The organism is Acinetobacter sp. TAC-1 (genome assembly GCF_029025845.1).
Taxonomy (GTDB): domain Bacteria; phylum Pseudomonadota; class Gammaproteobacteria; order Pseudomonadales; family Moraxellaceae; genus Acinetobacter; species Acinetobacter guillouiae.
The window spans coordinates 751,692-775,520 of the sequence record NZ_CP118892.1 but is presented as its reverse complement, the minus strand read 5'-3'; the positions used below and the strand labels follow the sequence as shown (position 1 = coordinate 775,520).

The window sequence follows — 23,829 nt, the reverse complement described above, 5'->3', positions numbered from 1 at the left end:
ATTTTAAAAGGCCTCCATTTTTGGAGGTTTTTTTGTACTTCGCTATTTTAATAAAAATGATAATGAGAATAAATATTATCTGCAAAATTCATTATCTCTCCGATTTATTCAGCTATAATTTGCTATCAAAAATATTCTGCCCTTTGCATTGCCATGTTTAAAAAGATTTTTTTTCAAATTCACTGGTTTCTAGGGATTACGGCTGGTTTAATTCTCTCAATTATGGGAGTGACTGGTGCAATCTATTCTTATGAACAACCTATTCAAAGATGGTTAAATCCAGACAGCTACACGGTAAAAGTTGAAAATCAGGCAAAACTCACGCCTGCTGAAATTTATCAACATTTCCAAACCCAAAACCCTGAAATGAAGATCAACAGTATTACTGTCGCGAAAGCCGCTGAAGAAGCTTCAAACATTAATATTGTCAAAGAAGGCGCTCGTAGAGGTTATACCATGATGGTAAACCCTTACACGGCTGAAGTTCTTCCTGAAGTGAAAGGCAAAGATTTTTTTCAATTTATACAGCAACTGCATCGTAACTTAACTGTGGGTGAAGTCGGTAAACAAATTACTGGCGCCAGTACCTTGATGTTAATTTTCTTTGTACTCAGTGGTCTCTATTTACGCTGGCCGAAAAAGCATTCTTTTAAACAATGGTTTGCCATTAAGCCTAAACTCAAAGGTCGTAATTTCCTTTGGGATCTACATGCAGTTGTCGGAACGTGGGTGGTGATCTTTTATTTACTTTTAGCATGTACAGGGCTGTATTGGTCATATGACTGGTGGCGTAATGGTATGTTTAAAGTAATGGGGGTTGAACGACCTCAGCCTGAAATGCAAGCGGCACGCGGTGGAGAAGGTCAAGGACGTCAAGGGGCTTCGGGCAATCCTCAACAACAACCACAACAACGTGGCGAAAAGCAAAATTCAACGACAGGTCATCAACAACCAGACCGTGAAAATAAGCATGAGAATAAAGAAGGTTTAAAACCAGAACAAATTCAACATGTACTTACTCAAACATGGAATGGGTTTAATGCTCAAATTAATCGTGACTATTCGACACTGACTGTTTCGATCCCTAAAAAGCCAGATGGTAAAGTTGAACTCACTTTTGTTGATGCTATTCCACAACATGAGCGTGCACGAAATAAAGCAACCTATAACTATCAAACTGCACAAATTGAAAAATTAGACTTATACGAAAGCAAACCACTCAATGAAAAAATCATGGGAAGTATGCTCCCTGTACACCGTGGTAGTTTCTTTGGCCCAGTTTTTCAATTCATCGCAATGCTTGCGGCATTGGCAATGCCATTATTTTTTGTTACTGGATGGATGCTGTATTTAAAACGTCGTAAGCAAAAGCGACTTACGCTTGCTGCAAAACAAGCGGGTTCAGCAATTCAAATTGATCCAAATGCAACACCTTGGTTAATTGCTTATGCCTCTCAAACAGGAATGTCTGAGCAATTGGCATGGCGCACCTCAACCAGTCTACAAGAAGCCCATCAGCCAACCACGGTAAAAGCTGTACAACAACTCTCTGAAGATGACCTCAAGCAAGCCAAACAGATTCTCTTGATTGCAAGTACCTATGGTACAGGTGAAGCACCTGACTTAGCCTCGCACTTTGAGAAAAAGCTTATGGCTACATCATTGGATCTTTCGCATTTAAAATATGCGGTTTTAGCATTGGGTTCACAAGACTATCCTGAGACCTATTGTAGCTTTGGGCATCGCATAGACGCATGGTTAAAACAATCTGGTGCTCAACAGTTGTTTGCTACGCTTGAAGTCAATAATGGCAACAATGCAGATATCCAACACTGGAATGATGCTTTAGCAAAAGCCACAAAGCTCGATCTACAAACAATGTCTATTGATAAAGTTTTTGATCAATGGCGTTTGACAAAACGAGAATTACTCAATCCAAACAGCTTAGGCGCACCCGCATTTAATCTTGAATTACAAGCCAGCTATGATACAGCTTGGCAAGCAGGTGATATTGCTGAAATTCAAACGGGGAATAGTCCAGAACGTATTCAATTGTTCTTGGATAAATATCAAGTTCATGCAGAAACAAAAGTGGATTCACTCGAACAAAGCATTCAAGAAGCGCTTTGGAATCGCGATTTAACTGTTGCTGTTGAACCTTTTGCCAATATGGAACACTTACTCGAACAACTCCCTACACTACCGACTCGTGAGTATTCGATTGCCAGTATTCCAAGTCAGCAAGTGTTGCGTTTGGTGGTTCGTCAGCAACAAAATCCTCAAGGTGAGCTTGGTCTCGGTTCTGGTTGGCTAACCGAACATGTACAATTGCGTGATAAAATTGCGTTAAGAATTCGTAATAATGAATCATTCCATTTAATTACCGATAACCGTCCGATTATCTGCATCGGAAATGGTACCGGGATTGCGGGATTAATGAGTTTGATTCATGCCCGTGTTCGTATGGACTATACTGAAAACTGGTTGATTTTTGGTGAACGCCAACAAGCAAACGATTATTTCTTTAAAGATACAATTCAAGCTTGGCAAAATACAGCGATGCTCAAACGTATTGATTTAGCCTTCTCTCGTGATCAAGCTGAAAAAATTTATGTACATCATAAACTGCGTGATCAAGCGGAAGAACTGAAAAAATGGGTGGCCAATGATGCGGTGATCTATGTCTGTGGCAGTATCAATGGTATGGCAACTGATGTTGATCTCGCTTTAATTGATATCCTTGGAGAAGACACAGTTGAACAATTACGTTTAGATGGTCGTTATCGTCGTGACGTTTATTAGGGTCTATTGAATAAATTTACCCGCCAAAACCGAGCTCGATTGCTCGGTTTTTTTTGATTCATATATAATAAATACACAGATTTCGTTTAGAATTAGACTAATTTTTAATGATTTGTTTTCACCCATGTATAACAATAAACTCTTCCGCATTGTCTTTTTTTTGCTGGGATTTGTCTTATTCCTCGATGGATTTATTTTAATTTTATATAAAAAAATCCACTTAGGAACAATACTCCCTTTGCTGATTGGCTTAGCTTTTATCACTACAGTGCTATGGAGCCAACACATTCAGCAGTATTTAGCACAACACTTAAAGTTAAAGAAAATCTGGCGCTTAGGATGGATTCTATTTACGCTTTGGTCTGTCAGCTTAATCGGCTTCTTTGGTTATATCCACTTAAAATCCCAACAAAATACAGCAGAAAACAATCTACAAGCGATTATTGTGTTAGGCAGTGGGATTACCCAAGGAAAAGCCTCACCGACCCTCGCAAAACGTTTAGATCAAGCCGGCGAAATTGCAAAACAACAATCACAAGCTTTGATCATTGTCAGTGGTGGTTTAGATTTTGGTGAAGAAAAAACCGAAGCAGAAATTATGTCGCAATATTTACAAGAGCATATGCAAATCCAAGCCAGTAGGATCCTACAAGAAAATAAAAGTACCAGTACTGACTTAAACCTAAAAAATAGCCAAGCGATTTTAAAAGCGCATGGTTTAACTTTAGACTCTAAAATTGCGATTGTGACCAGTGATTTTCACACCTTACGTGCCGCAGCAATCGCCAGAAAACAAGGCTATCATAACTTCATTACTGTAGGTGCTGAAACCCCACTCACGACACGTTATAACGCATGGTTAAGAGAGTACTTTGCCTATATCAGCGGGTGGATGCTCGGTGAATATTAAGGCACAGAAAGCCATATCATTGTCTGTACAGCGTTACTGATGTAAGCGAATTTTCCGTGGTAACGGTAAGCGTTTATTGTTTTGAAATAACTCAGGTTGAGTGGTATACATCTGATATAAATAATTTTTGATATCGAGTAAAAATTTATTTGTCGAAACTAAAATATTCCGCCCTTCAGGGGTTAAATTTATAGAAATTGCGGTATTATTTTGTTTGATAAAAGGAATCATCTGTTCAATAAAAACAATGAGTTCAACTTCTTGAACTGCGTAACGGCTCCAGTTATCTTTAATCAGAAGTTGTGCCAAATTTTTACTTTGCCAAACAGCTAAAGACTGTTGCCCTGTCGGTGATGCGCACAAAGCCCAGCCATCATCATAAAGAACAAAAACCTTGGTTTGTGAAACAATCATTTCGACAAAATGTTTATATTGGTCTAGGGTTTGAACTGAGTTTTTTTGAGTTGAAGACGCAGCTTTACGTTGATATGGATTTCGCATAGAAAATTTATTTTTAAAATACTTATGCTTATATATTATACAGAAGTTCTAAACAAATAACTAGATTGGAAAATTTGGTGGGCGCTGACGGGATCGAACCGCCGACATTCTGCTTGTAAGGCAGACGCTCTACCAACTGAGCTAAGCGCCCTGAGTGTGGATAAACAAAGTTGTTTACTCTGTTTGAACCTATAAGAAAAATCGATGATTTAATCTTAAGTTCTATCCTAAAGATGGGGAGTAAGCGATATAAAGTCTATAATGTTTGATCTTTAAAAATCAAAAACTTCAAATTCTTACTATTCCAAATATCTTGATCTCAGGAAAAAAGATAAATGGCGCAGCGGACGGGACTCGAACCCGCGACCCTCGGCGTGACAGGCCGATATTCTAACCAACTGAACTACCGCTGCGTTGTATATGGTGGGCGCTGACGGGATCGAACCGCCGACATTCTGCTTGTAAGGCAGACGCTCTACCAACTGAGCTAAGCGCCCTGAGTGTGGATCTTCACAATATTACTTTATCAGAACATAAAAGAAAACAATATTTCCTTTCAAATTCTTATACATCCAAATATCTTGATCTCAGGAAATAAGATAAATGGCGCAGCGGACGGGACTCGAACCCGCGACCCTCGGCGTGACAGGCCGATATTCTAACCAACTGAACTACCGCTGCATTGTATATGGTGGGCGCTGACGGGATCGAACCGCCGACATTCTGCTTGTAAGGCAGACGCTCTACCAACTGAGCTAAGCGCCCTAAACTAGAATAAATAAAAAACTATTTAGACTCTAATTCAGTATTACATGTCACTGCAAAATCATTCTAAAGTGGCGCAGCGGACGGGACTCGAACCCGCGACCCTCGGCGTGACAGGCCGATATTCTAACCAACTGAACTACCGCTGCACTTTAACAAATGAATTGCTATACATACGATGATTGAATTTAAGTGGCGCAGCGGACGGGACTCGAACCCGCGACCCTCGGCGTGACAGGCCGATATTCTAACCAACTGAACTACCGCTGCACTAAAAATTCAACGTTAAAGCTTGGTGGGCGCTGACGGGATCGAACCGCCGACATTCTGCTTGTAAGGCAGACGCTCTACCAACTGAGCTAAGCGCCCTAACGACTTCATCGTTTGTGAGGTGCATTATAGAGAATCTTTACTGAGTGTCAAACGCTTTTCTCGATGTTTTACCTATTTTAGGTTTGAGTGATTAAAAAATAGATCATTTTAGTTTAAATTGGTGTTTTTTGTTTATTATTTATCTATTTATAAGGTTTTAAAACCTGTATTTTAATTAAATTGAGTTGATCATTTAATCAATATTTTAACCCTATTATCTATTTGCTCTAAACTTAATAAAATATTCAGTACTGAATGATCAAGAATATCAAATAAAGGCTATTCGGATTTATCCATTTCATTCAGATTTTTTACAATAGGTTTTGGTTCAGGGCGCAACCAAAGCCAGATAGCCACAATCAACATGGTCACATCGGTAAAAATTTTCACAGCCAGTGGTGCATTGGTGAATAACATAATTACTCCACTGATCAACATCATAATACTGGCGATCCACTTTGCTTTACGTGGCACAGTCCCATTTTCACGCCAAGCACGAAGCGTTGCACCATATTTTGGATGATTGAGTAACCAAGCATCAACCTGTGGCCAACCTTTTGATGCCGCCCAAGCTGCCAAGATGAGGAAAACTGTCGTTGGCATTCCCGGTAATATTGCCCCAATAAACCCGAGTACAATAAAAACAATCACCAATGTTCGCCAAAACAAAACTTTCATAGATTAACTCAATCTGCCCATTCGACTAGTATACCGCCCAAATGATTTTGCCAGTATATTTTAAATCAATTGAAATCATTGTATTTTAAAATCACGGTGTTCATCATTTCCAATACAGTCAAATTGAGCTTGCATGTTGATCCACTTATTTGCTTGAATCTCAACACACTAAAAACCTTTTCTTTAAAAATAAACTGAGTGAGTCCTCAGCTTAGGACAACATACAATGACAGACTTCTTTGAGCCTTGGTTAAAGTACAAACACCCTATTGTTCGTCAATTGGCTTTTTGCATTGCCAGTCCCAATATTATTCAGCATCTGCCTGATGAATTAGAAATTAAAAATCGTTTTGAAGTACACAACTCGGCGTTTTGGCAACAACAATATATAGATTTTCAAACACGCTTAGATCAACTCGATCACGCCCCCACCCCACTCATTGAATTTGTACAACAGCTTAAAAGCACACGTTTAGGTTTACGTTTTGAATATTTATTTTGGTTCTGGTTACAAGATGAATCCAATCAACACTATCAACTGATTCAGCATAGTATCCAAATCATTGAAGCAAAGAATACATTAGGCGAAATTGATTTCCTTGTTCGTAATCAGGCCACAAAACAGATCGAGCATTGGGAAGTTGCTTTAAAGTACTATTTAGGCGAATCAAACTTACACTTAAAGCATTGGTATGGTCTAAATCGTAGCGACACCCTTTTACGAAAACTGAATCATTTCTCAGAAAAACAATTTCAATTTACCGAGGCTTTAGATCTTAAAATTGAAAAGAAACTGGCTGTAATGAAAGGACAGCTTTATCTGCCTGACAATAAAGACGATGTTGCACCGCCCTCATGGATCAACACGCAACGTCGATTGGGTCAATGGGGACATCACATTGCACAAGATTTTTACCGTCTACAACGGCATGAATGGATTTGCCCAGATCTAAAACAAAGCTCAGTTGCTGCCCAATTTTGGTGTAATGGTTTATATCATGATACCCATAGCCTGCAATTTTATATGTACCGCCAAGCCCCTCTGGCGCTTTTCTTTGACATAAATGCTTAATTATTCACGTTTCTTATACACGGTTTAACCAATCCACTCATAAAAACATAACGATATATTGACCCGATACTCGTATACTAAAATTCTAATTAACGCGTGAAACACGGAGATAGTAATGAAAAAAATTTTAGCAGTTTCAATGTTATTCGCTTTTGTTTTAGCTGGTTGCAACACATTTAAAGGTGTTGGTAAGGATGTATCTAAAGCGGGGGATGCTGTTACGAATTCTGCAGAAAAAGTTGAAAATAAATTGTAAGACTCAACTTCATTCTACAACATGAGCCTTATCTCAATAGATAAGGCTTTTTTAATGCCAATTTAAATAGTTTTATCCTTTCTCAAGCTTTAAGGTTTTCATTCGGTTTTATCTTCCTCTATTATATTGTTCAATTTACTTACTTGATCAATGTCCATGAATCATTCGGATACCTTAGAACTGAGTTTACAACTTCTTCGTCAGCCTTCCGTGACACCTATAGACCATACCTGCCAAACTATCATGGCAGATCGTCTGTCTGCTATTGGCTTTAATATTGAAAATATGCGTTTTGAAGATGTTGATAATCTTTGGGCAAGACGCGGAACGGCATCTCCAGTTTTCTGTTTTGCAGGTCATACCGATGTTGTGCCTACAGGTCATCTAGATGCATGGGAGTCTGATCCATTCCTACCTGAAATTCGTGATGGCAAACTCTATGGTCGTGGCAGTGCTGATATGAAAACAGCATTGGCTGCAATGGTGGTTGCATCTGAACGTTTTGTAAAGAATCATCCCAACCATAAAGGTTCTATTGCTTTTTTAATCACCTCTGATGAAGAAGGCCCTTCTATCAATGGTACGGTTAAAGTTGTCGAAACCTTAGAAGCACGTAATGAAAAAATGACATGGTGCCTTGTCGGTGAGCCTTCAAGTACAGATACGCTGGGCGATATCGTAAAAAATGGCCGTCGTGGGTCATTAAATGCAGTGTTAACGGTAAAAGGGAAACAAGGCCATGTTGCCTACCCGCATTTAGCCATCAACCCCATTCATACCGCGTCAAAAGCCTTAGCTGAACTCTGTGATACGGTATGGGACAATGGCAATGAATACTTCCCTGCAACTTCATTCCAAGTTTCCAATATTCAAGCAGGTACAGGTGCAACCAATGTTGTACCCGGTACGATGACCGTTACCTTTAACTTCCGTTACTCAACTGAAGTAACTGCAGATCAACTCAAATTACGTGTTCTTGAGATTTTAGATCGTCATCATGTTGATTATGATATTGAGTGGACCTTATCAGGTTTGCCCTTCTTAACCCCAGTCGGTGAATTGGTCAATGCTGCACGAACTGCAATTAAAAATGTGACAGGAACAGAGACCGAACTTTCAACCAGTGGTGGGACTTCTGATGGTCGTTTTATTGCTCCGACAGGCGCTCAAGTGCTTGAGTTAGGTGTTTTAAACGCAACGATTCATCAAATTAATGAGCATGTGAATATTGCTGAATTAGAGCCTTTGGCTGAAATCTACGAACAAATCTTAGTCGAATTACTCGCTTAAGCTGAGCGATTCTCACTAAGTAAAAAGGACGCAAATGCGTCCTTTTTTACAGATAAGCTTTGAAAGCATTACAGATCAAGTCTTCTTTATCCCAATCTGTAACTGGATTTGATCCAAATCCGGCACATGATAAGTCTTATCGCCAATTTTCACATATTGTAAAATCGTCTTATCTTTGATGCTATCCTCTGCGTCGACCACCTCTGAAATCCGTAGCCGTATCGAACTTGGCATTTCATTGCACATCAAGGCAAAACGCTCATCTGCATCTTCCCCTTCAATGATCAGTGCGACACCCAAGGTCTTTTTAGGATCACTGACACTAAATGTCGGCAACTTCTTTTCATGCCATTCCACGACATTGACATAGGTTGGACTATTCTGAGCAGAAAGCACCACATTTTGGGGTAATAACATTGGTGCTTTATCATAACAATCAATAATATATGCATCAATAAACCCAGTAGACACGGTAATTAAATGCTGTAATTCCCGTGTGCTAATTTTATCAATTGCAGATTTTTCAATATTCTTTGTCATGAGCGTTCCTATTTAACCGTCAACAAAGCTTCAATATTTTCCAATAAATCAGCTTCTTGGAATGGTTTACCCATATAATTTGTCACACCTAAGCTAAATGCCCGTTCACGATGTTTTTCACCTGTTCGTGACGTAATCATGATGATTGGCAAATCGCGGTGAATTTCATGATGGCGAACCAAGTTGGTGACTTCAAAACCATCCATTCGAGGCATTTCAATATCCAGCAACATCAAGTCTGGTTTGACATTTTCAAGTTGCTCAATCGCATCCACACCATCTTTCGCAGTAATCACATCGAAACCTTGGCGTTCAAGCAAACGTGAAGTGACCTTACGAACGGTAACTGAGTCATCCACGATCATAATCAAACGGCGTTGATCACGATGACGTTGTTTATCATGTTGAAGATGTTCAGCGCCACCTCGGGTAGATGCTTGAACTTGTCGTGCAATATTTTGTCCATCCAAAATCAAACACACCTGACCATCACCCAGAATGGTTGCACCCGCAATCGCATTGATGGTAGCAAACTGCTTACCAATCGGTTTAACCACAATTTGTGAACGTGAACCAATTAACTGATCAACCAGAATGGCAATGGATTGCCCCAAGCTTCCCTTGATCAACAACACTGGTAATGAATGTGCAAGTCCATGTAACCGTGGAGTGACTTGATTCGAGGTAAACTCACCTAAATAACGTAGCTTATAGCTTTGGAAATCGATATCAAAATAGTCATTTTGAGTTTCAAAATATTCTTCCAAAGCGGCTGGTGAAATTCGAACAATACGATCAATTTGCGATAATGGGACTGCAAATTGCTGATCACCGACTTTCACCATCAAGGCATCGCTGACCGCAACTGTTGTAGGTACGGTAATCGTAAAGGTTGAACCATGCCCCAACTCAGAACTGACACTCACTTGTCCACCAAGTGATTTAATTTCACTTTGCACAACATCCAAGCCAACACCACGACCAGAGATTTGTGTCACTTGCTGTGCTGTACTAAAACCTGGATGGAAAATAAACTGTAGGATTTCCTCAGGCTCTAACTGCTGATCAGTTTTGATTAAGCCTTTTTCGATTGCTTTATCACGAATAACTTTTGGATCAATTCCTTTACCATCATCTTTAAACGATACAAGCACATCTGTACCTTGACGACTAATATTCAAATCAATTCGACCTGTCAACGCTTTGCCCGACTTCTGACGCTGTTCCGCATCTTCAATCCCGTGGTCAATCGCATTACGCAACATATGCTCTAACGGTGAAACTAATTTTTCCAGAATATTACGATCCAACTCCCCTTCAGTATTATTGACTAAAAGCTCAGTGGGTTTATTCACGGTTGAAGAGGTCTGACGAACCAAACGCTGTAATCGAGGCAACAATCTTGAGAATGGTACCAGACGAGTACGCATCAAGCTTTCCTGAATTTCAGCTTGAATACGAGATTGCTGAAGCAATAAACCTTCAGTATCACGAATCTTTTCAGCCAACGTGGTCTTAAAATCAACCAAGTCAGATGCAGATTCAGCCAACGATTTTGATAACTGGTTTAGAGATGAATATTGGTCCATTTCTAAAGGGTCAAAATCTGCATAGCGAGCGCTTAAATCACCATGTTTTGCAATAATTTGGCTTTCTAACTCACCTTCCATACGGCGTAGCTGATCAGCCAAACGTTGAATAGCCAACTCCATATCAGTCAAGGTATTCCCTAACTGCCCCAAATCCATCTCAATACGTGAACGGTTGATCGCGTTTTCACCAGAAAGGTCAATCATTTTTTCAACCAAATCCGCAGAGATACGAATCATCTCATTGTTGGATTCAGTTTTTTGTGAAAGATCCCATTCACCCAGCATTGACGGTGGCTCAGTACCATCCCCCTGAACAAACTCACTGATCGATTGCTCAAAGATTAAATTTGTTCGAGATAATTTTTCTGGAAGCTGTGCAGAAACATCAACATATTCAATGCCATGTAAACTCGACTTTAAGCCTTCAAAATTATCATAGTGATGTTTAAAGATTGCAGCATCTAGCCAGTGAAAGGTTTTTTCCAATAAACCATCATAAACATTCGAGTTAAAATTATGTAAACCAAATTGCTCAAATGCATTTTCTAATTCATATGCAATATCAGCCACTTCTTCCAATTTCACCATTTTTGCACCGCCTTTTAAGCTGTGTGCAATACGTTGTAATTGGAGTAGGAAACTACGGTTGCTACGCTGATCAAACCATTGAGATAAAATGCTCAAACCATCATCAATCAGCTCTCGTGCTTCTTCAATAAAGGTTTCTCGAGCAACAACTTCAACAGGATCTAAACCTGTATCTTGATTTGCATCTATAAATAATTGAGCATCATCAATTGCAGGTCGTTGATCTTGATCCAACGGTTCAGTTTCAAGCAGTTCTGGAGTTTGATCAATCGCTAAAACGATATCATCTACAACATATTCAAGTTCATGCAAATCTACTGCATCATGACTAAATTGTGGCTCAACCGCAGTTGATGCTTGAACAGCTTCAATCGGACCTTGCTGATCAATATTGTGTAAAACACTGAGAATATGAGTAGCTGGATAATCAATTGATTTTTCACGGATCAATTGAATACGATCTGCCACATCATCTTGAATTAAACGAATCGCTTGAATAATGTGTGGTTCTGCTTTGAGTTGACCTTTAATCACGCGTTCATAAATGGTTTCCAACTCATGCGCAATCAAACCAATATGGGTGGCTTGCACCATATTTGCACCACCTTTTAAGGTATGCAAATAACGCATCAAATTGTTTAACGCGGTTGTGTCATCAGGATGGCTTGACCAAGTATTTAAGTCATGGTCCATTCCAACCAACAATTCGTCGGCTTCTTCAATAAAAATGTCGAGAACATCAGCATCAAATTCACGTTGACTATGTTCTGAGTCAATATTCTGTTTATCCAGATTAATTTGCGTCAGTACATAGTTCCCTACTGATTCAACAGGGTTCGCTGCAATTGAGAGTGTATCTGGCTGCTGTTCAGTGTCTAGCGCAGTCCTTGTTTCAACAATTTGACCAGCAACACCAGTGTCTATTTCTTGGTGTAAATAGTCATGTAACTCAGCCAAAATCGCTTGTGTTGATTCATTAAGGCTGACTCTTTGTCCTGAGGCCAAAGTATCGAATAAATGAATAAATTCCTGATGGGCCTTAGAAAACATTTCAAAAGCATAATCAGTATTTAATAAATCTGGCTTGCGAATAACTTGTTCATAACCATCTTTTAAAGCAAGACTAAAATCATGAATGCCTTGTGCAGCACGATTATTAGTATGATCTATCAACATCTGCGCTTGTTGAGCCAGTTGTTGGAAATATGCTGGATATTCAACTTGGGCGCGTTTATCAAACTCAAACTCGGCATCAAGCAATAGATCGATCTCAAGATCAACCAATTGTGTGACTAAACCAGTTTGCGAATGTTGATATTGATGTTGGAAATCATAGCGTTCCCAAGCATCATTAAATTTTTGATAAATGGTTTGTAGCTCAACAGCTTGATTACCTTTCAGCTTTAAAACATAGAGATAATCACTGACAAATTCAGCATAGTAAGTCAGTAGCGCATTTTCATTTTTTGAGGACTCGGTATCTTCTTGAACCAATACTTTAAATAAATGCTCGACCTTACCACTTGCTTCAAAGACCTCATTGACATGCGCCATTGAAGAACTGCCACGCAAAGTATGCAAGGCACGAATCAAGCGATTATATTGATCAGGCGTATGTTCTTCTAAGTGCAAAAATTCTTTAATTGCCGCCAGATGCTCCTCTGACTCTTCAACAAAGATTTCCAAGGTTTCAGAGGTTAAACTATCATCTGCAACAGTCGATTCAACTACCACTTCTTCTTCAGTCGTATCTGTAGAGCTATCTGCAACGAGATCAACCACATGCGGAGTGGTCACAGAGGTTCCTGCTGCTGTTGCAGTATCTTCACCAATCTCCAAACCAGTAATGACATTTTCATTATCCAGTGTATTTGATAATGCCAATAACTCGTCTAAAGCAGGTTCTAAGCTTTGTTTCTGTTGTAGCTGTTGCCCCAAATACACCAAAGGTGCTAAATCTAAATGATGCGGTTTTCGATTTAAAAACTCTGAATAGAGTTTGAACTTATAAATATTAAATACTGCACTTACATAGTGTTGAATCTCGGAAGTAAGTTCCAGATTTTTCGTAATAATACGATTTAATGTATCTTCAACAGTCCAAGCAAGTTCACCAGAACGTTTAGCCCCCACCATACGCCCAGACCCCTTAAGCGTATGAAAATAACGGCGAATATTGACCAATTCGGTATCTTTAAACTCTTCGAGTTGCCATCGATCAAGAGAGGTTTGTAGCTGTTCAAAAATTTCTTCAAGTTCTTCTACAAAAATTTCTAAAATTTCCTCATCCTGACCAAGATACGCATCTTCAGGTAAAGTAACGTGTTCCACTAAATGTTTTAATATTTCTTTCATAGCTCAGGCTTCTATGTTAGTTCCCGTCTTTGGGACTAAAACCTTTCAAAATACAGTCAAGCTGAATGGCTTTAGAAGGCGTTCCATTCTGTGCAATAGCCACTTGTTACAGTCGATATTGCACATATATAAAGTATCAATCGTTTTAGTCAGGCAGTTTAAAGTCTGAAACTGATTGACGTAATGAATCCGCCATACTTGCCAATTCAGAAACCGAACGGGCTGTATCAAATGTTGCACCAGTGGTTTGTGAAGTAATTTCTTGTACGACATTCATCGTATTTGCAATATGACCTGCTGAAGCAGACTGCAATTTCGCCGACTCAGAAATACTTTCAATCAAACCAGCCAAGTTACTTGATACTGTTTGAATCTCACCCAAGGCAACACCCGCATCTTTTGCAAGATTCGCACCACGCACAACTTCCGAGGTGGTTTGTTCCATTGAAATTACGGCTTCGTTGGTATCGGTCTGAATGGTTTTAACCAGTGTTTCAATCTGTTTGGTTGCAGATGCTGAACGTTCAGCAAGACGCTGTACCTCGTCCGCAACCACGGCGAAACCACGACCCGCTTCACCTGCCATAGATGCCTGAATTGCTGCATTTAATGCCAAGATGTTGGTTTGGTCGGCAATATCATTAATCAGCGATACGATGTTACCAATCTCTTGAGAAGATTCACCCAAACGTTTAATACGCTTAGAAGTTTCTTGAATCTGCTCACGAATTGTATCCATACCTTCGATTGAACGGTTTACTACATCTGCACCATTTGATGCAATTTGTACGGAACGCTGTGCTACCTCTGCTGATTCAGCAGCATTTGCAGATACGTGGTCAATCGACTGTGCAATTTCATTAATCGCTGTTGATGCCCCTGCAATCTCTTGCGCCTGATGCTCAGAAGCTTCAGCCAACTGGTTAGTAATCTGTTGGGTATTCTGCGTATATTGTGCAACTTCTTGAGAAGTGTCATTAATTCGAGATACTAGGTCACGTAATTGGTCAATCGCAAAGTTAATCGAATCGGCAATTGCACCAGTGAAGTCTTCCGATACCGTTGCATACGAACTTAAATCACCATCTGCCAAATCAGCAATTTCATCAAGTAAACGTAAAATCGCATTCTGGTTACGGTCATACTCGTCTTGTAAACGTGTTACACGAACTTTATCTGACTCACTACGTAAACCAAGAAGTTTAAATACAGCAAATAAGAATGCGCCGAGCGCAAGAAGTAAAATCAATGCAGGTAAAATCGTACCCACACCAGTATTTACCGAAAGTCGATCCAAACCTTTTAATAAATTATCCGATTGCGCAAAGATGTCTGACGATGCCTGACGTACTTTAAAAATCTGATCAGAGTTCTTTAGTACAGAAGTTGATGCCAATTGCACAATTTCATTGTAATCCGCTTTAATACTTTCTAAAGACTCACGTAGTTCAGGTTTATCAATACGTGTTACACCTAAATCGGCACTACCATTGAGTTGCGCATTTAAATACGTACCAAATGTTTCAGTATCCGCATTAAAGTCGTCTGCTGAAGCACGGGTATTATCCGAACCACTTAATACTGAACCAATAGAACGTAAAATACGTTCTGCAAGGAATACTTGGTTTTTCGCGATAACAACCTGAGTACTTGACATGTTGTCACGTGCCATTTGGTCAACCATTGCGTTATATTCCGCCTGCATGCCTGGGATCACATCCGCAACAGCAATGTTGGTGTCATATAATTGGTTAATGATTTTTTGGTGTGTCGCAATCATGTCGATATCAGCAGAAACTTGTTTCCAAGTTTTTTCAACGCCTTCCACTTGTTTTGAAGACGCATGAATATCTTTGACGACATCTAAGTTTTCTTTAAATTTCTTTTGCGATGCAACTAAAGCATCAATTGAGTCTTTCGAACCCGATGCGGTGGCTTCAGTTGCTTGACGTGATAAGGTCTGTGATAAAAGTTTTAATTCACCCAAGCTACGAGTTAAGTCGTTATTTCGAGGAACTGTATAGAATAGAACCAAAAGCAAAATAATCGCAACGATGATGCTGGCAATTGCCATTTGAATAAATGGCTTTGATTTGTCGCTTTCCCCAAACAACTTAGCAAATTCATCAATTTTTGATTTGGTTTTGGTTAATACGCCTGAACTACTTTTTTGAGCAGTATCCCCTGTATTTTTCTTCTTTAGTTTAAAGCCCATTCAGCTTCTCCCGATTCGCTTAACTCTCATTAGGCGTCAAAGCTAGTTTATAAATTTTTCTGATGCATTCATGTATTGAGGATCATTTAACAAACGACTAAACAAGAATATATTCCAAGCCTGATTATGCTGCTGAAAATATCCCTGACAATAGGTTTGAAGGTTTTCTTCTAATTGATTGTTTTTAGAAAAAAAGCCTTTTTTATTAAAATGTTGAATCCCCAAAACCTGATCTACGATCAGACCAACATAGTGGTCATTATGACTAATACATAAGACTTTTTGAGTAGGTAGAAATTGGCTTCTTTGCCCCGTTAAATAAAAAGCCAAATCAGAAACTGACAATAACCGTCCGCGAATATTCGCTAAACCTCTCACCCATCCCTGAACATTGGGAACGGGTGTGTATTTTGGCGGATAAATAACTTCTGAAACCTCACCCAAAGGCGCAACAAAATATTGCCCCATCATTTCAAATGCAATGCCTGACCATCGGTTTACTTCATTTTCATTGTCAGCGTAATTTTTATTTCCTCGCTTAGACAATCGAAGTAATTCGATAAATCCATTTGCTGCCATACATTATCCTGCTTGTAGATGTTGCTTAATCGTACTGATCAGCTGATTCTCATCAATCGGTTTGGTTAAGTAGTCACAAGCCCCTTGACGTTTTCCCCAAACGCGGTCGGTTTCTTGATCTTTAGTACTTACAATCACAATTGGAATATGCTTGGTGGCTGCACCACGTGCGATCTGACGAGTCGCTTGGAAACCATTTACACCAGGCATAACAACATCCATTAACACAAGATCCGGCAATTCAGCTTGCGCCAGTGTAATACCATCTGCACCATTGGTTGCTTCAATCACTTCAAATCCATGCTTAGCTAGAATTTCTTTAAATCTAAACATTTCTGTTGGTGAATCATCAACTATTAAAATTTTTGTCATTATTTCCCCCAAATTAACCGTTCATTTAAGCAGTCACATGATTGCGAATAGCATTTAATAGTTCATCTTTACTAAATGGTTTTGTTAAATATTCATCTGAACCGACAACACGACCTTTTGCTTGATCAAATAAGCCATCTTTACTGGATAACATGATGACTGGAATATTTTGATAATTTTGGGAGTTTTTAATCAAAGCGCAGGTTTGATAGCCATCCAGACGAGGCATCATGATATCAACAAAAACAATATCTGGATTTGCTTCAGCAATTTTAGATAAGGCTTCAAAACCGTCTACAGCAGTGACAACTTCACAACCTTCTCTTTGTAATAATGTTTCAGCAGTACGACGAATGGTTTTAGAATCATCGATCACCATGACTTTTAGATTTTGAAATTTATCGTCCATTTAATGCCCCTTTCCGTAAGCTTGGAATGAATTGTGCTGTACAGATTTATTTTTACAATTAATCATGTTTTTTTAACATATATTAACTCACTTTATCAATGAACATTTCTTGTCGGAAATCTCACTTCAAACAGTAAAACACAGTAAATCTCACATAAAAAAAAATATTCTGCTTTTTTTTAGAAGTTAATTGTTTATTAAAATTTTGTAACCACATAAAATGACCAAAGATAGTTTCAAAATCATATAACTTACATTGATTTTTTGGGGATGGTAGACTTTAAATGGATAGAATAATCTATTACCAAAATATAGCGTCAAAAACAAAAAAAATATGCAATACCGCCCTTTCAGTCAGCTTACTCATCTGTACTTTATCGGTCTATGCTGATACGCCTCAAGCTAAAGCGGTATGGTATCGATATTATGATAAAAATGGGGTGGCTAATATCAGCACCTCGGTCACCCCAGCACACATAAAAAATGGTTATGAAGCGCTTGATCGCAACATGCAAGTGATCAAACGTAATCATGCTTATAATGTCGAAAAAGATTTACAGCAATCGACATCACGCGCATCTGAAATGCGTAAATTAGAACAAGATGCGCGCTTAAAGCGTGCTTATGGCAACTCATCTGTCGCTGTCAACAAAAGAAATGAACTTCTAAGCAATATAAAACAACAAATAACGCTACAAAACCAAACACTTAAACAGCTTCAAAGTGATCGTATTATACTTAAAAGACAAGAAATGGAATACTACCGCAAAGGTAACTCTGTTCCTGTTACACTCAAAGATCGGATCAAATACAATTCTGAAAACATAGATAAAACAAAGAATTATATTGGAAGCCTACAAGACAACTACCGCAAGACACAAACCTACTATGATGATATTATTAACCGCCTTAAAAAACTTGAATAATCACCTTTTAATTCGGAATTCCTTGGCTCTATTATTGATAAGAACTTAACAAAACAATATAAATGATTTAAACAACCTTTCACGATATCGGCTAATTTCAAGTTAAAACCGAGCTCTGATCGTATCGTCAGTATAAGAATATAAAGTTTTCAATTTAAACAATCATTAAAAATGTTCAGCTTATTTTTTTATCGTATTTTTTTATCGTATAATCATTCCTTTAAATCTAAAAATTTTAGGACAGTTTCCATGCGCGCGAGTCGCTTTTTATTTGCAACGTTAAGAGAAACCCCAAACGATGCTGAAGTCATTTCACATCAGCTCATGTTACGTGCTGGGATGATCCGTAAATTGGCTTCAGGTTTATACACTTGGTTGCCGATGGGTGTACGTGTGCTCAATAAAGTTGAAGCGATTGTTCGTGAGGAAATGAATCGTGCAGGTTCTTTGGAAACATTAATGCCCGTGACGCAGCCGGCTTCACTATGGGAAGAATCTGGTCGTTATGTACAATACGGCCCAGAACTGTTGCGTTTTAAAGACCGCCATAGCAATGACTTTGTTCTTGGTCCGACACATGAAGAAGTCATTACGGATTTGGCTCGCAATGAATTAAAAAGTTATAAACAACTTCCAATGAATTTTTATCAAATTCAAACTAAGTTCCGTGATGAAATTCGTCCACGTTTCGGTGTGATGCGTTCGCGTGAATTTATTATGAAAGATGCTTATTCTTTTCATGTCGATCAAGCGTCATTACAAGAAACTTATGATGTTATGTACGATACGTATTGCCGAATTTTCACCCGCTTAGGTTTAAACTTCCGCCCTGTTCAAGCAGATACAGGATCGATTGGTGGTTCAGGTTCACATGAGTTTCACGTACTTGCATCAAGTGGTGAAGACGATATCGCTTTCTCAACCGAATCTGACTATGCGGCCAATGTTGAAATGGCTGAAGCAGTATTGACTGGTGAGCGCGCAGCACCTAGCCAAGATCTAAAAATTGTAGACACACCAAATCAAAAAACCATTGCTGATGTTTCTGCATTTTTAAATACAGATCCAGCGCAATCGGTAAAAGCCTTACTTGTACAAGGTATTGCTGATGAAAAGGGTCATGTTCCTGTAATCGCGTTATTCCTGCGTGGCGACCATGAGCTCAATGAAATTAAAGCTGAAAAGCATCCACTGATTGCCGCACCTTTAACATTTGCAGCAGATGTTCAACTCAATGCTCTTGGTTTAACTGCAGGATTCTGCGGACCACAAGGACTGGTTGAGAAAGGCTTAACTGTGATTGTTGACCGTGCAGCCTCTGTGCTTTCAGATTTTGTTGCGGGTGCCAATGAAGTAGATAAGCATGCCACTGGTATCAACTGGGACCGTGATGCAACATTTACAGAAGTTTTTGACTTACGTAATGTGGTTGAAGGTGACCCATCTCCAGATGGTCAAGGCACGATTTTAATTAAACGTGGTATTGAAGTCGGTCATATTTTCCAATTGGGTACCAAATACTCAGAAGCACTCGGCTGTAAAGTTTTGGGTGATGACGGCAAACCATTAGTGGTGACAATGGGCTGTTATGGAATTGGCGTAACCCGTGTAGTTGCTTCCGCGATCGAACAAAACTTTGATGAGAAAGGTATCATTTGGCCATCTGCAATTGCCCCTTTCGAAGTTGCAATTGTGCCAATGAATGCACAAAAATCTCCACGTACACTTGAAGCAGCTGAAGCGCTTTATACTGAATTACAAGCTGCAGGCTATGATGTATTACTGGATGATCGTAATGAGCGTCCTGGTGTTAAATTCTCTGACTTGGAATTAACAGGTATTCCTCACCGTATTGTCATTGGTGAAAAAGGCTTAGATGCAGATACTTTTGAGTATAAAGGTCGCACAGATGCCGAATCTGTAAATTTAAGCAAAGATGAGTTATTGGCTAAATTAGTGAAGTAACTTTTCAATCGCATTAAAAAAGCCCTGAAATAAACTAAACCCTATAAGTCACACAACTTATAGGGTTTTTTATGCTTTGGTATTTTATAGACCATCATTACAGACCATTAATTTTGACTTTTAAATCTGTAACTGATGTTCCGATTGCCCCAAAGTTCCCCATCGAGCCATTTTGCAGACCATTAAAAGTCCCTGCCGCACTTGCCCCACTCGTTCCCATAATCATCTGATTGATACCCAGATCAAACTTACTCGATTCACCCGTATTACCAAAGACAAAACCTGTTGGTTCAACGCCAGCATAGAAACCGTTTAATGAAAAACCATTGACCTTATCTGTTCCAGTTAATTGGAAGTTAAAATTTGCACCAATATCGCTATCATCAGATAAAAGTGCAATAGCACAGCCTGATCCCGTACCACAAATCGATTGAATTGCGCCACCAAAAGCAATCATACGCCCTTGAGGTGCATTACCTAACTGTAAATTAATGGTGGGTTTGGCAGCAGCAAAGTTGATATCAAAACCATCATTCAGTTTTAAAAATTTAATGACATCGGATTTTTCACTGGTACCTGTAAAAATAGATTGATATCCAGCAGGCCCTGAAGATGAACTCGCTCCAGCCAAGTAAAGCGCAAATGGTGAAACTTTAATCCCCGTAATATTACTTGCAAAGCTCATTCCGATATTGGCAAAAGGTTTACCACTTGCTCCACCTGTAGCGCCCCCATCGGTATCCATGACTATATTCATCGTTGGGGTATTTGAAGCGCCTAGAAAAGTGATATCAACAGTTTGGTCAGCAAGCGTACCAGCACTTTTACCAGCAAGAACCAGCGATGCTTTATTTGCATCATTCACAGTTGAGCCTAACCCGTCACGATCAATAATTGAAATTTGATTGAGTTGAACTTTACTCAAATTTATACCAACATTCATCCCATCTTGCCCCGTTGTTTGGGAAAGACTTTGATCATCCATAGGTTCCATTGCCAGCGCAATTGGACTCAGTATCAATAATGATATACATCCTAGGTTTCTATTTTTTTTCATTATCCTAATCCTTAGGAAAATTTATATACTGCCTACCACATCACAGTCTAATCAGAAATTCTGTACGATAAAAGCACTAGCCGACCAATAACGCATTAATTCCGAGGAACAATGTTAAATTCACTGGTCAACCGACCTCCTGTCAACGCAATTTCACCTAAGCGTGCACCCGAAACTAAAGCCCCATTCATAGATGGAGGATAGAAGTTTAAATCTCTCGCTCTAAATACACCGCCGACTGACTGTGTTGGATTAAATTGTAAACTTGCATTAAATCCAACCTGACCAGTTCCACTCGTTGAGTTTTTACTGAGCACAATAGCATTGTTAAAGCGAATATCACCCGTCAAGTTATCTAAACCGAGTATAGAACCATTGACAGGATCACTAATCTGGATGGTGTTATTTGTAGCTGCTAATTTTAAATCACCGACCACAGTTAAACGATTGCCTGTACCATCCGCTTTCATTTCACTATTTGGAATAAGTGACAAATCCATATCACCACCAAAGCGAAGTTTTAGACCAAACAACACATCATCACTTTTGGCGAAATTATTGGAATCAGATGCTCCCTTATTGCCACAAGCGACGCTTGCTGTTGCAATACCACCTGCACATGATGCATAGGTTGTTCCAGGTAAATAACCTGCCGCAACTTCAGCTGCCATCACCACCAACATATTTTTTAAACTTAAATTTAAACTTCCGTTTTCCACCCCGATACTGCCATTGCCTTTCAGCAACATATCGATGTTTCTTAAACCTAAATAATAGTCTTTAGAGGTACCGGCAATCGGAACACCTGCATCATTTTTTACCTGACCACCATCAATCACCAAAATCGAGGTTGTTTTATTGCCAAGCTTAGTTGTACCACTTTTATCCACCCCCTCTGTACTTAAACCTAAAGAAAAACCGAGTCTAGAGGTTTGTGTACCCGCTGTAGCTGCAACACTGCTTTTCGTACCATCTGCTGAATAGTAATAAGCTTTATCAGCATCAACTGTTGTGCCATACATGGCTAAATTGGCATTTAAGTTATAAAAAGGTAAAGCCAACCCCCACTGATTATTTAAACCACTCTCGGTAAATAAATTACCAGCAGCAACACCAGCGGCAGTGGTAAATCGCCCTCGTCTAGAGATGGCTTGGAACTCCCCACCACGAATTGAAGCGACCACAGCATAAGGGCGATTACCCGCTGATAGGGTCGTATAAATATCTTGTTTATAATCACTTAAATTGGTTAAAGCCTGACCATTACCAAAACTTGAATTTTGGAAGGTTGTGTTTACCGGTATCGTAACTTGCTTAGAGTCGGTAAGATTTAAAAAAACATTTCCTGTGTCAAAAGAAGCACGCGTTCCCTTTTGTAAACCGGTTAAATTACCAAACTCAAAACCGTAACTATTTAATCCAGCACCACCAATTTCCAAAGTTGTTGCATCGCCGCCACCAGCAAGCATGGTGTCACCTTCTTTGGTGAAATCCGTCTTCATACGAAATGCGATACCTGAACCACCAACAATATCTTTTCCAGTGTCTGCACCACTCGAATTAACAGCAGAACCAATTAAACTACTGGCATTCTGTACACCACGAAATTGCAATGAACCATTCACCATACGCCCACTGGCACCTACGCGAATCAACCCTTTAGCACCTGTTGGGGTATTATAGCTATCGACATCATAAAGCGATGTAGGATTGGTGCCTTTATTATTCACCATAATTTCAAGATTTAAACCCGCATTGGTTGTGGAAGTCCCATTTCCATAACTGCCTGTGTTTATAAAACCCGCCTTTAATGAAGCTGGATCAACCACACGGGTTAAATCCACATAACCATAGTTCGTATCTGGTGCCTGATTTGCACCCGCAATATTACTTCCAGAATTCGTTTGTAATTTAAAGCCTTCAGCTGCATCGATAAACGCAAAACCTTTTCCTTTAAAGTTAAAGTTAAAGTTCTTTAAAATCAGTTGATTTAATTGATTTGTAGCACTGCTTTGGCCTAAATAGATGTTGGCATTTTGAAGCCCTAAAGTTAGCTCGACTTGATCTGTTTTACTTAAAAGCCCATTGCTTGTTTTTAATCCAATACTGGTATTTGAAGCCGTCTGCACCGCTAAATTACCCAACTTTGCACTACAACGCGCTCCACTTGGATCACTATCACAAACACGAAATGAATCGACGGTCATCAGCATAGGAGAGAGTGATAAATCTAAATTCACTCCAGTTTTGCCCGCAACAGTTCCCATATTAAGCTTGATATCTGCTTTTAATGGATCTGTAGAAGTATTGCTCTGTTGTATTTTAACCGTATCTGCAGTTGCAACGAGCGCTTGACTGGTTGCATCTGCTTCTGCGCGACCCGCCTGATCTGTCCAGTATAATGTTTTAATATTGGCTTCTTTTAAGCTTGCCTCTATATGTACGCCATCCTGGCCATTTACGTTTCTTAAATCGCTATCATCCAAAGCTTGTAATGCATAAACAGGTGTATGTATAGCCAACAAACTCAAAGCCAATGTATTTAAAATAAATCTTTTTCCATGTTGTTGTTTTTTAATGTTCAT

17 protein-coding genes and 8 tRNA genes are annotated in these 23,829 nt (G+C 39.3%); 7 read left to right on the top strand and 18 right to left on the bottom strand.

What is annotated here, in order from left to right:
- Nucleotides 1–153 precede the first annotated feature (153 nt).
- On the top strand, nt 154–2,802 hold the full coding sequence (locus tag PYV58_RS03705) for a PepSY domain-containing protein (RefSeq protein ID WP_034613769.1): 2,649 nt from the start codon (nt 154–156) through the stop codon (nt 2,800–2,802).
- Between the two features lie 124 nt (nt 2,803–2,926).
- A complete protein-coding gene (locus PYV58_RS03700) occupies nt 2,927–3,712 on the top strand; it encodes a YdcF family protein (protein ID WP_034613766.1) in 786 nt (261 codons plus the stop codon).
- A gap of 33 nt (nt 3,713–3,745) precedes the next feature.
- Here PYV58_RS03700 and PYV58_RS03695 read toward each other — a convergent pair whose 3' ends face one another.
- From PYV58_RS03695 to PYV58_RS03650, 10 genes are all read right to left on the bottom strand, one after another.
- Nucleotides 3,746–4,213 (bottom strand): DUF2750 domain-containing protein, encoded by a 468-nt coding sequence (locus tag PYV58_RS03695; protein WP_034613763.1) that lies wholly within the window; start codon nt 4,211–4,213, stop codon nt 3,746–3,748.
- A gap of 75 nt (nt 4,214–4,288) precedes the next feature.
- Nucleotides 4,289–4,364, bottom strand: a tRNA-Val gene (locus PYV58_RS03690).
- 185 nt (nt 4,365–4,549) lie between these two features.
- A tRNA-Asp gene (locus tag PYV58_RS03685) sits at nt 4,550–4,626 on the bottom strand.
- 8 nt (nt 4,627–4,634) lie between these two features.
- Nucleotides 4,635–4,710, bottom strand: a tRNA-Val gene (locus PYV58_RS03680).
- A gap of 107 nt (nt 4,711–4,817) precedes the next feature.
- A tRNA-Asp gene (locus tag PYV58_RS03675) sits at nt 4,818–4,894 on the bottom strand.
- Between the two features lie 8 nt (nt 4,895–4,902).
- Nucleotides 4,903–4,978: transfer RNA gene (locus tag PYV58_RS03670), tRNA-Val, on the bottom strand.
- 72 nt (nt 4,979–5,050) lie between these two features.
- Nucleotides 5,051–5,127, bottom strand: a tRNA-Asp gene (locus PYV58_RS03665).
- 44 nt (nt 5,128–5,171) lie between these two features.
- Nucleotides 5,172–5,248: transfer RNA gene (locus PYV58_RS03660), tRNA-Asp, on the bottom strand.
- 23 nt (nt 5,249–5,271) lie between these two features.
- A tRNA-Val gene (locus PYV58_RS03655) sits at nt 5,272–5,347 on the bottom strand.
- Between the two features lie 282 nt (nt 5,348–5,629).
- Nucleotides 5,630–6,028: a YbaN family protein gene (locus tag PYV58_RS03650; protein WP_004723787.1), complete on the bottom strand. Its 399-nt coding sequence runs from the start codon at nt 6,026–6,028 to the stop codon at nt 5,630–5,632.
- A 226-nt stretch (nt 6,029–6,254) separates the two neighbouring features.
- Between PYV58_RS03650 and PYV58_RS03645 the strand changes: the two genes are divergently transcribed.
- From PYV58_RS03645 to dapE, 3 genes are all read left to right on the top strand, one after another.
- Entirely contained in the window at nt 6,255–7,100 is an 846-nt protein-coding gene (locus tag PYV58_RS03645; protein ID WP_034615975.1) for a DUF1853 family protein, read from the top strand.
- A 115-nt stretch (nt 7,101–7,215) separates the two neighbouring features.
- Nucleotides 7,216–7,356: an entericidin A/B family lipoprotein gene (locus PYV58_RS03640; protein ID WP_004723791.1), complete on the top strand. Its 141-nt coding sequence runs from the start codon at nt 7,216–7,218 to the stop codon at nt 7,354–7,356.
- Between the two features lie 156 nt (nt 7,357–7,512).
- Nucleotides 7,513–8,646 carry a succinyl-diaminopimelate desuccinylase gene (gene dapE / locus PYV58_RS03635; protein WP_004723792.1) on the top strand — a complete coding sequence of 378 codons (1,134 nt, stop codon included), beginning with the start codon at nt 7,513–7,515 and terminating at the stop codon, nt 8,644–8,646.
- 75 nt (nt 8,647–8,721) lie between these two features.
- On the opposite strand, the gene PYV58_RS03630 is transcribed toward dapE, so the two are convergent.
- From PYV58_RS03630 to pilG, 6 genes are all read right to left on the bottom strand, one after another.
- Nucleotides 8,722–9,186 carry a hypothetical protein gene (locus PYV58_RS03630; protein ID WP_004723795.1) on the bottom strand — a complete coding sequence of 155 codons (465 nt, stop codon included), beginning with the start codon at nt 9,184–9,186 and terminating at the stop codon, nt 8,722–8,724.
- A gap of 8 nt (nt 9,187–9,194) precedes the next feature.
- Nucleotides 9,195–13,721 (bottom strand): Hpt domain-containing protein, encoded by a 4,527-nt coding sequence (locus tag PYV58_RS03625; protein ID WP_034615978.1) that lies wholly within the window; start codon nt 13,719–13,721, stop codon nt 9,195–9,197.
- Nucleotides 13,722–13,866: 145 nt separating this feature from the next.
- Entirely contained in the window at nt 13,867–15,936 is a 2,070-nt protein-coding gene (locus PYV58_RS03620; RefSeq protein ID WP_004817697.1) for a methyl-accepting chemotaxis protein, read from the bottom strand.
- A gap of 42 nt (nt 15,937–15,978) precedes the next feature.
- Complete coding sequence (locus PYV58_RS03615; RefSeq protein WP_004723799.1) at nt 15,979–16,515, bottom strand: chemotaxis protein CheW; 537 nt, start codon at nt 16,513–16,515, stop codon at nt 15,979–15,981.
- 3 nt (nt 16,516–16,518) lie between these two features.
- Complete coding sequence (locus PYV58_RS03610; RefSeq protein WP_004723801.1) at nt 16,519–16,887, bottom strand: response regulator; 369 nt, start codon at nt 16,885–16,887, stop codon at nt 16,519–16,521.
- Between the two features lie 25 nt (nt 16,888–16,912).
- Entirely contained in the window at nt 16,913–17,296 is a 384-nt protein-coding gene (pilG, locus tag PYV58_RS03605; RefSeq protein ID WP_004723803.1) for a twitching motility response regulator PilG, read from the bottom strand.
- A gap of 284 nt (nt 17,297–17,580) precedes the next feature.
- On the opposite strand from pilG, the gene PYV58_RS03600 reads away from it, so the two are divergent.
- Nucleotides 17,581–18,222, top strand: coding sequence for a hypothetical protein (locus PYV58_RS03600; RefSeq protein WP_004723804.1), 642 nt, complete (start codon nt 17,581–17,583; stop codon nt 18,220–18,222).
- A 249-nt stretch (nt 18,223–18,471) separates the two neighbouring features.
- Nucleotides 18,472–20,187, top strand: coding sequence for a proline--tRNA ligase (locus PYV58_RS03595; RefSeq protein WP_034615981.1), 1,716 nt, complete (start codon nt 18,472–18,474; stop codon nt 20,185–20,187).
- Between the two features lie 97 nt (nt 20,188–20,284).
- Here the strand turns inward: PYV58_RS03595 and PYV58_RS03590 are convergent, their stop codons facing one another.
- The gene (locus PYV58_RS03590; protein ID WP_034615984.1) at nt 20,285–21,244 is read right to left on the bottom strand and encodes a DUF6160 family protein; all 960 of its coding nucleotides are present in this window, start codon (nt 21,242–21,244) and stop codon (nt 20,285–20,287) included.
- A 95-nt stretch (nt 21,245–21,339) separates the two neighbouring features.
- Nucleotides 21,340–23,829, bottom strand: coding sequence for a DUF6160 family protein (locus PYV58_RS03585; RefSeq protein ID WP_034615987.1), 2,490 nt, complete (start codon nt 23,827–23,829; stop codon nt 21,340–21,342).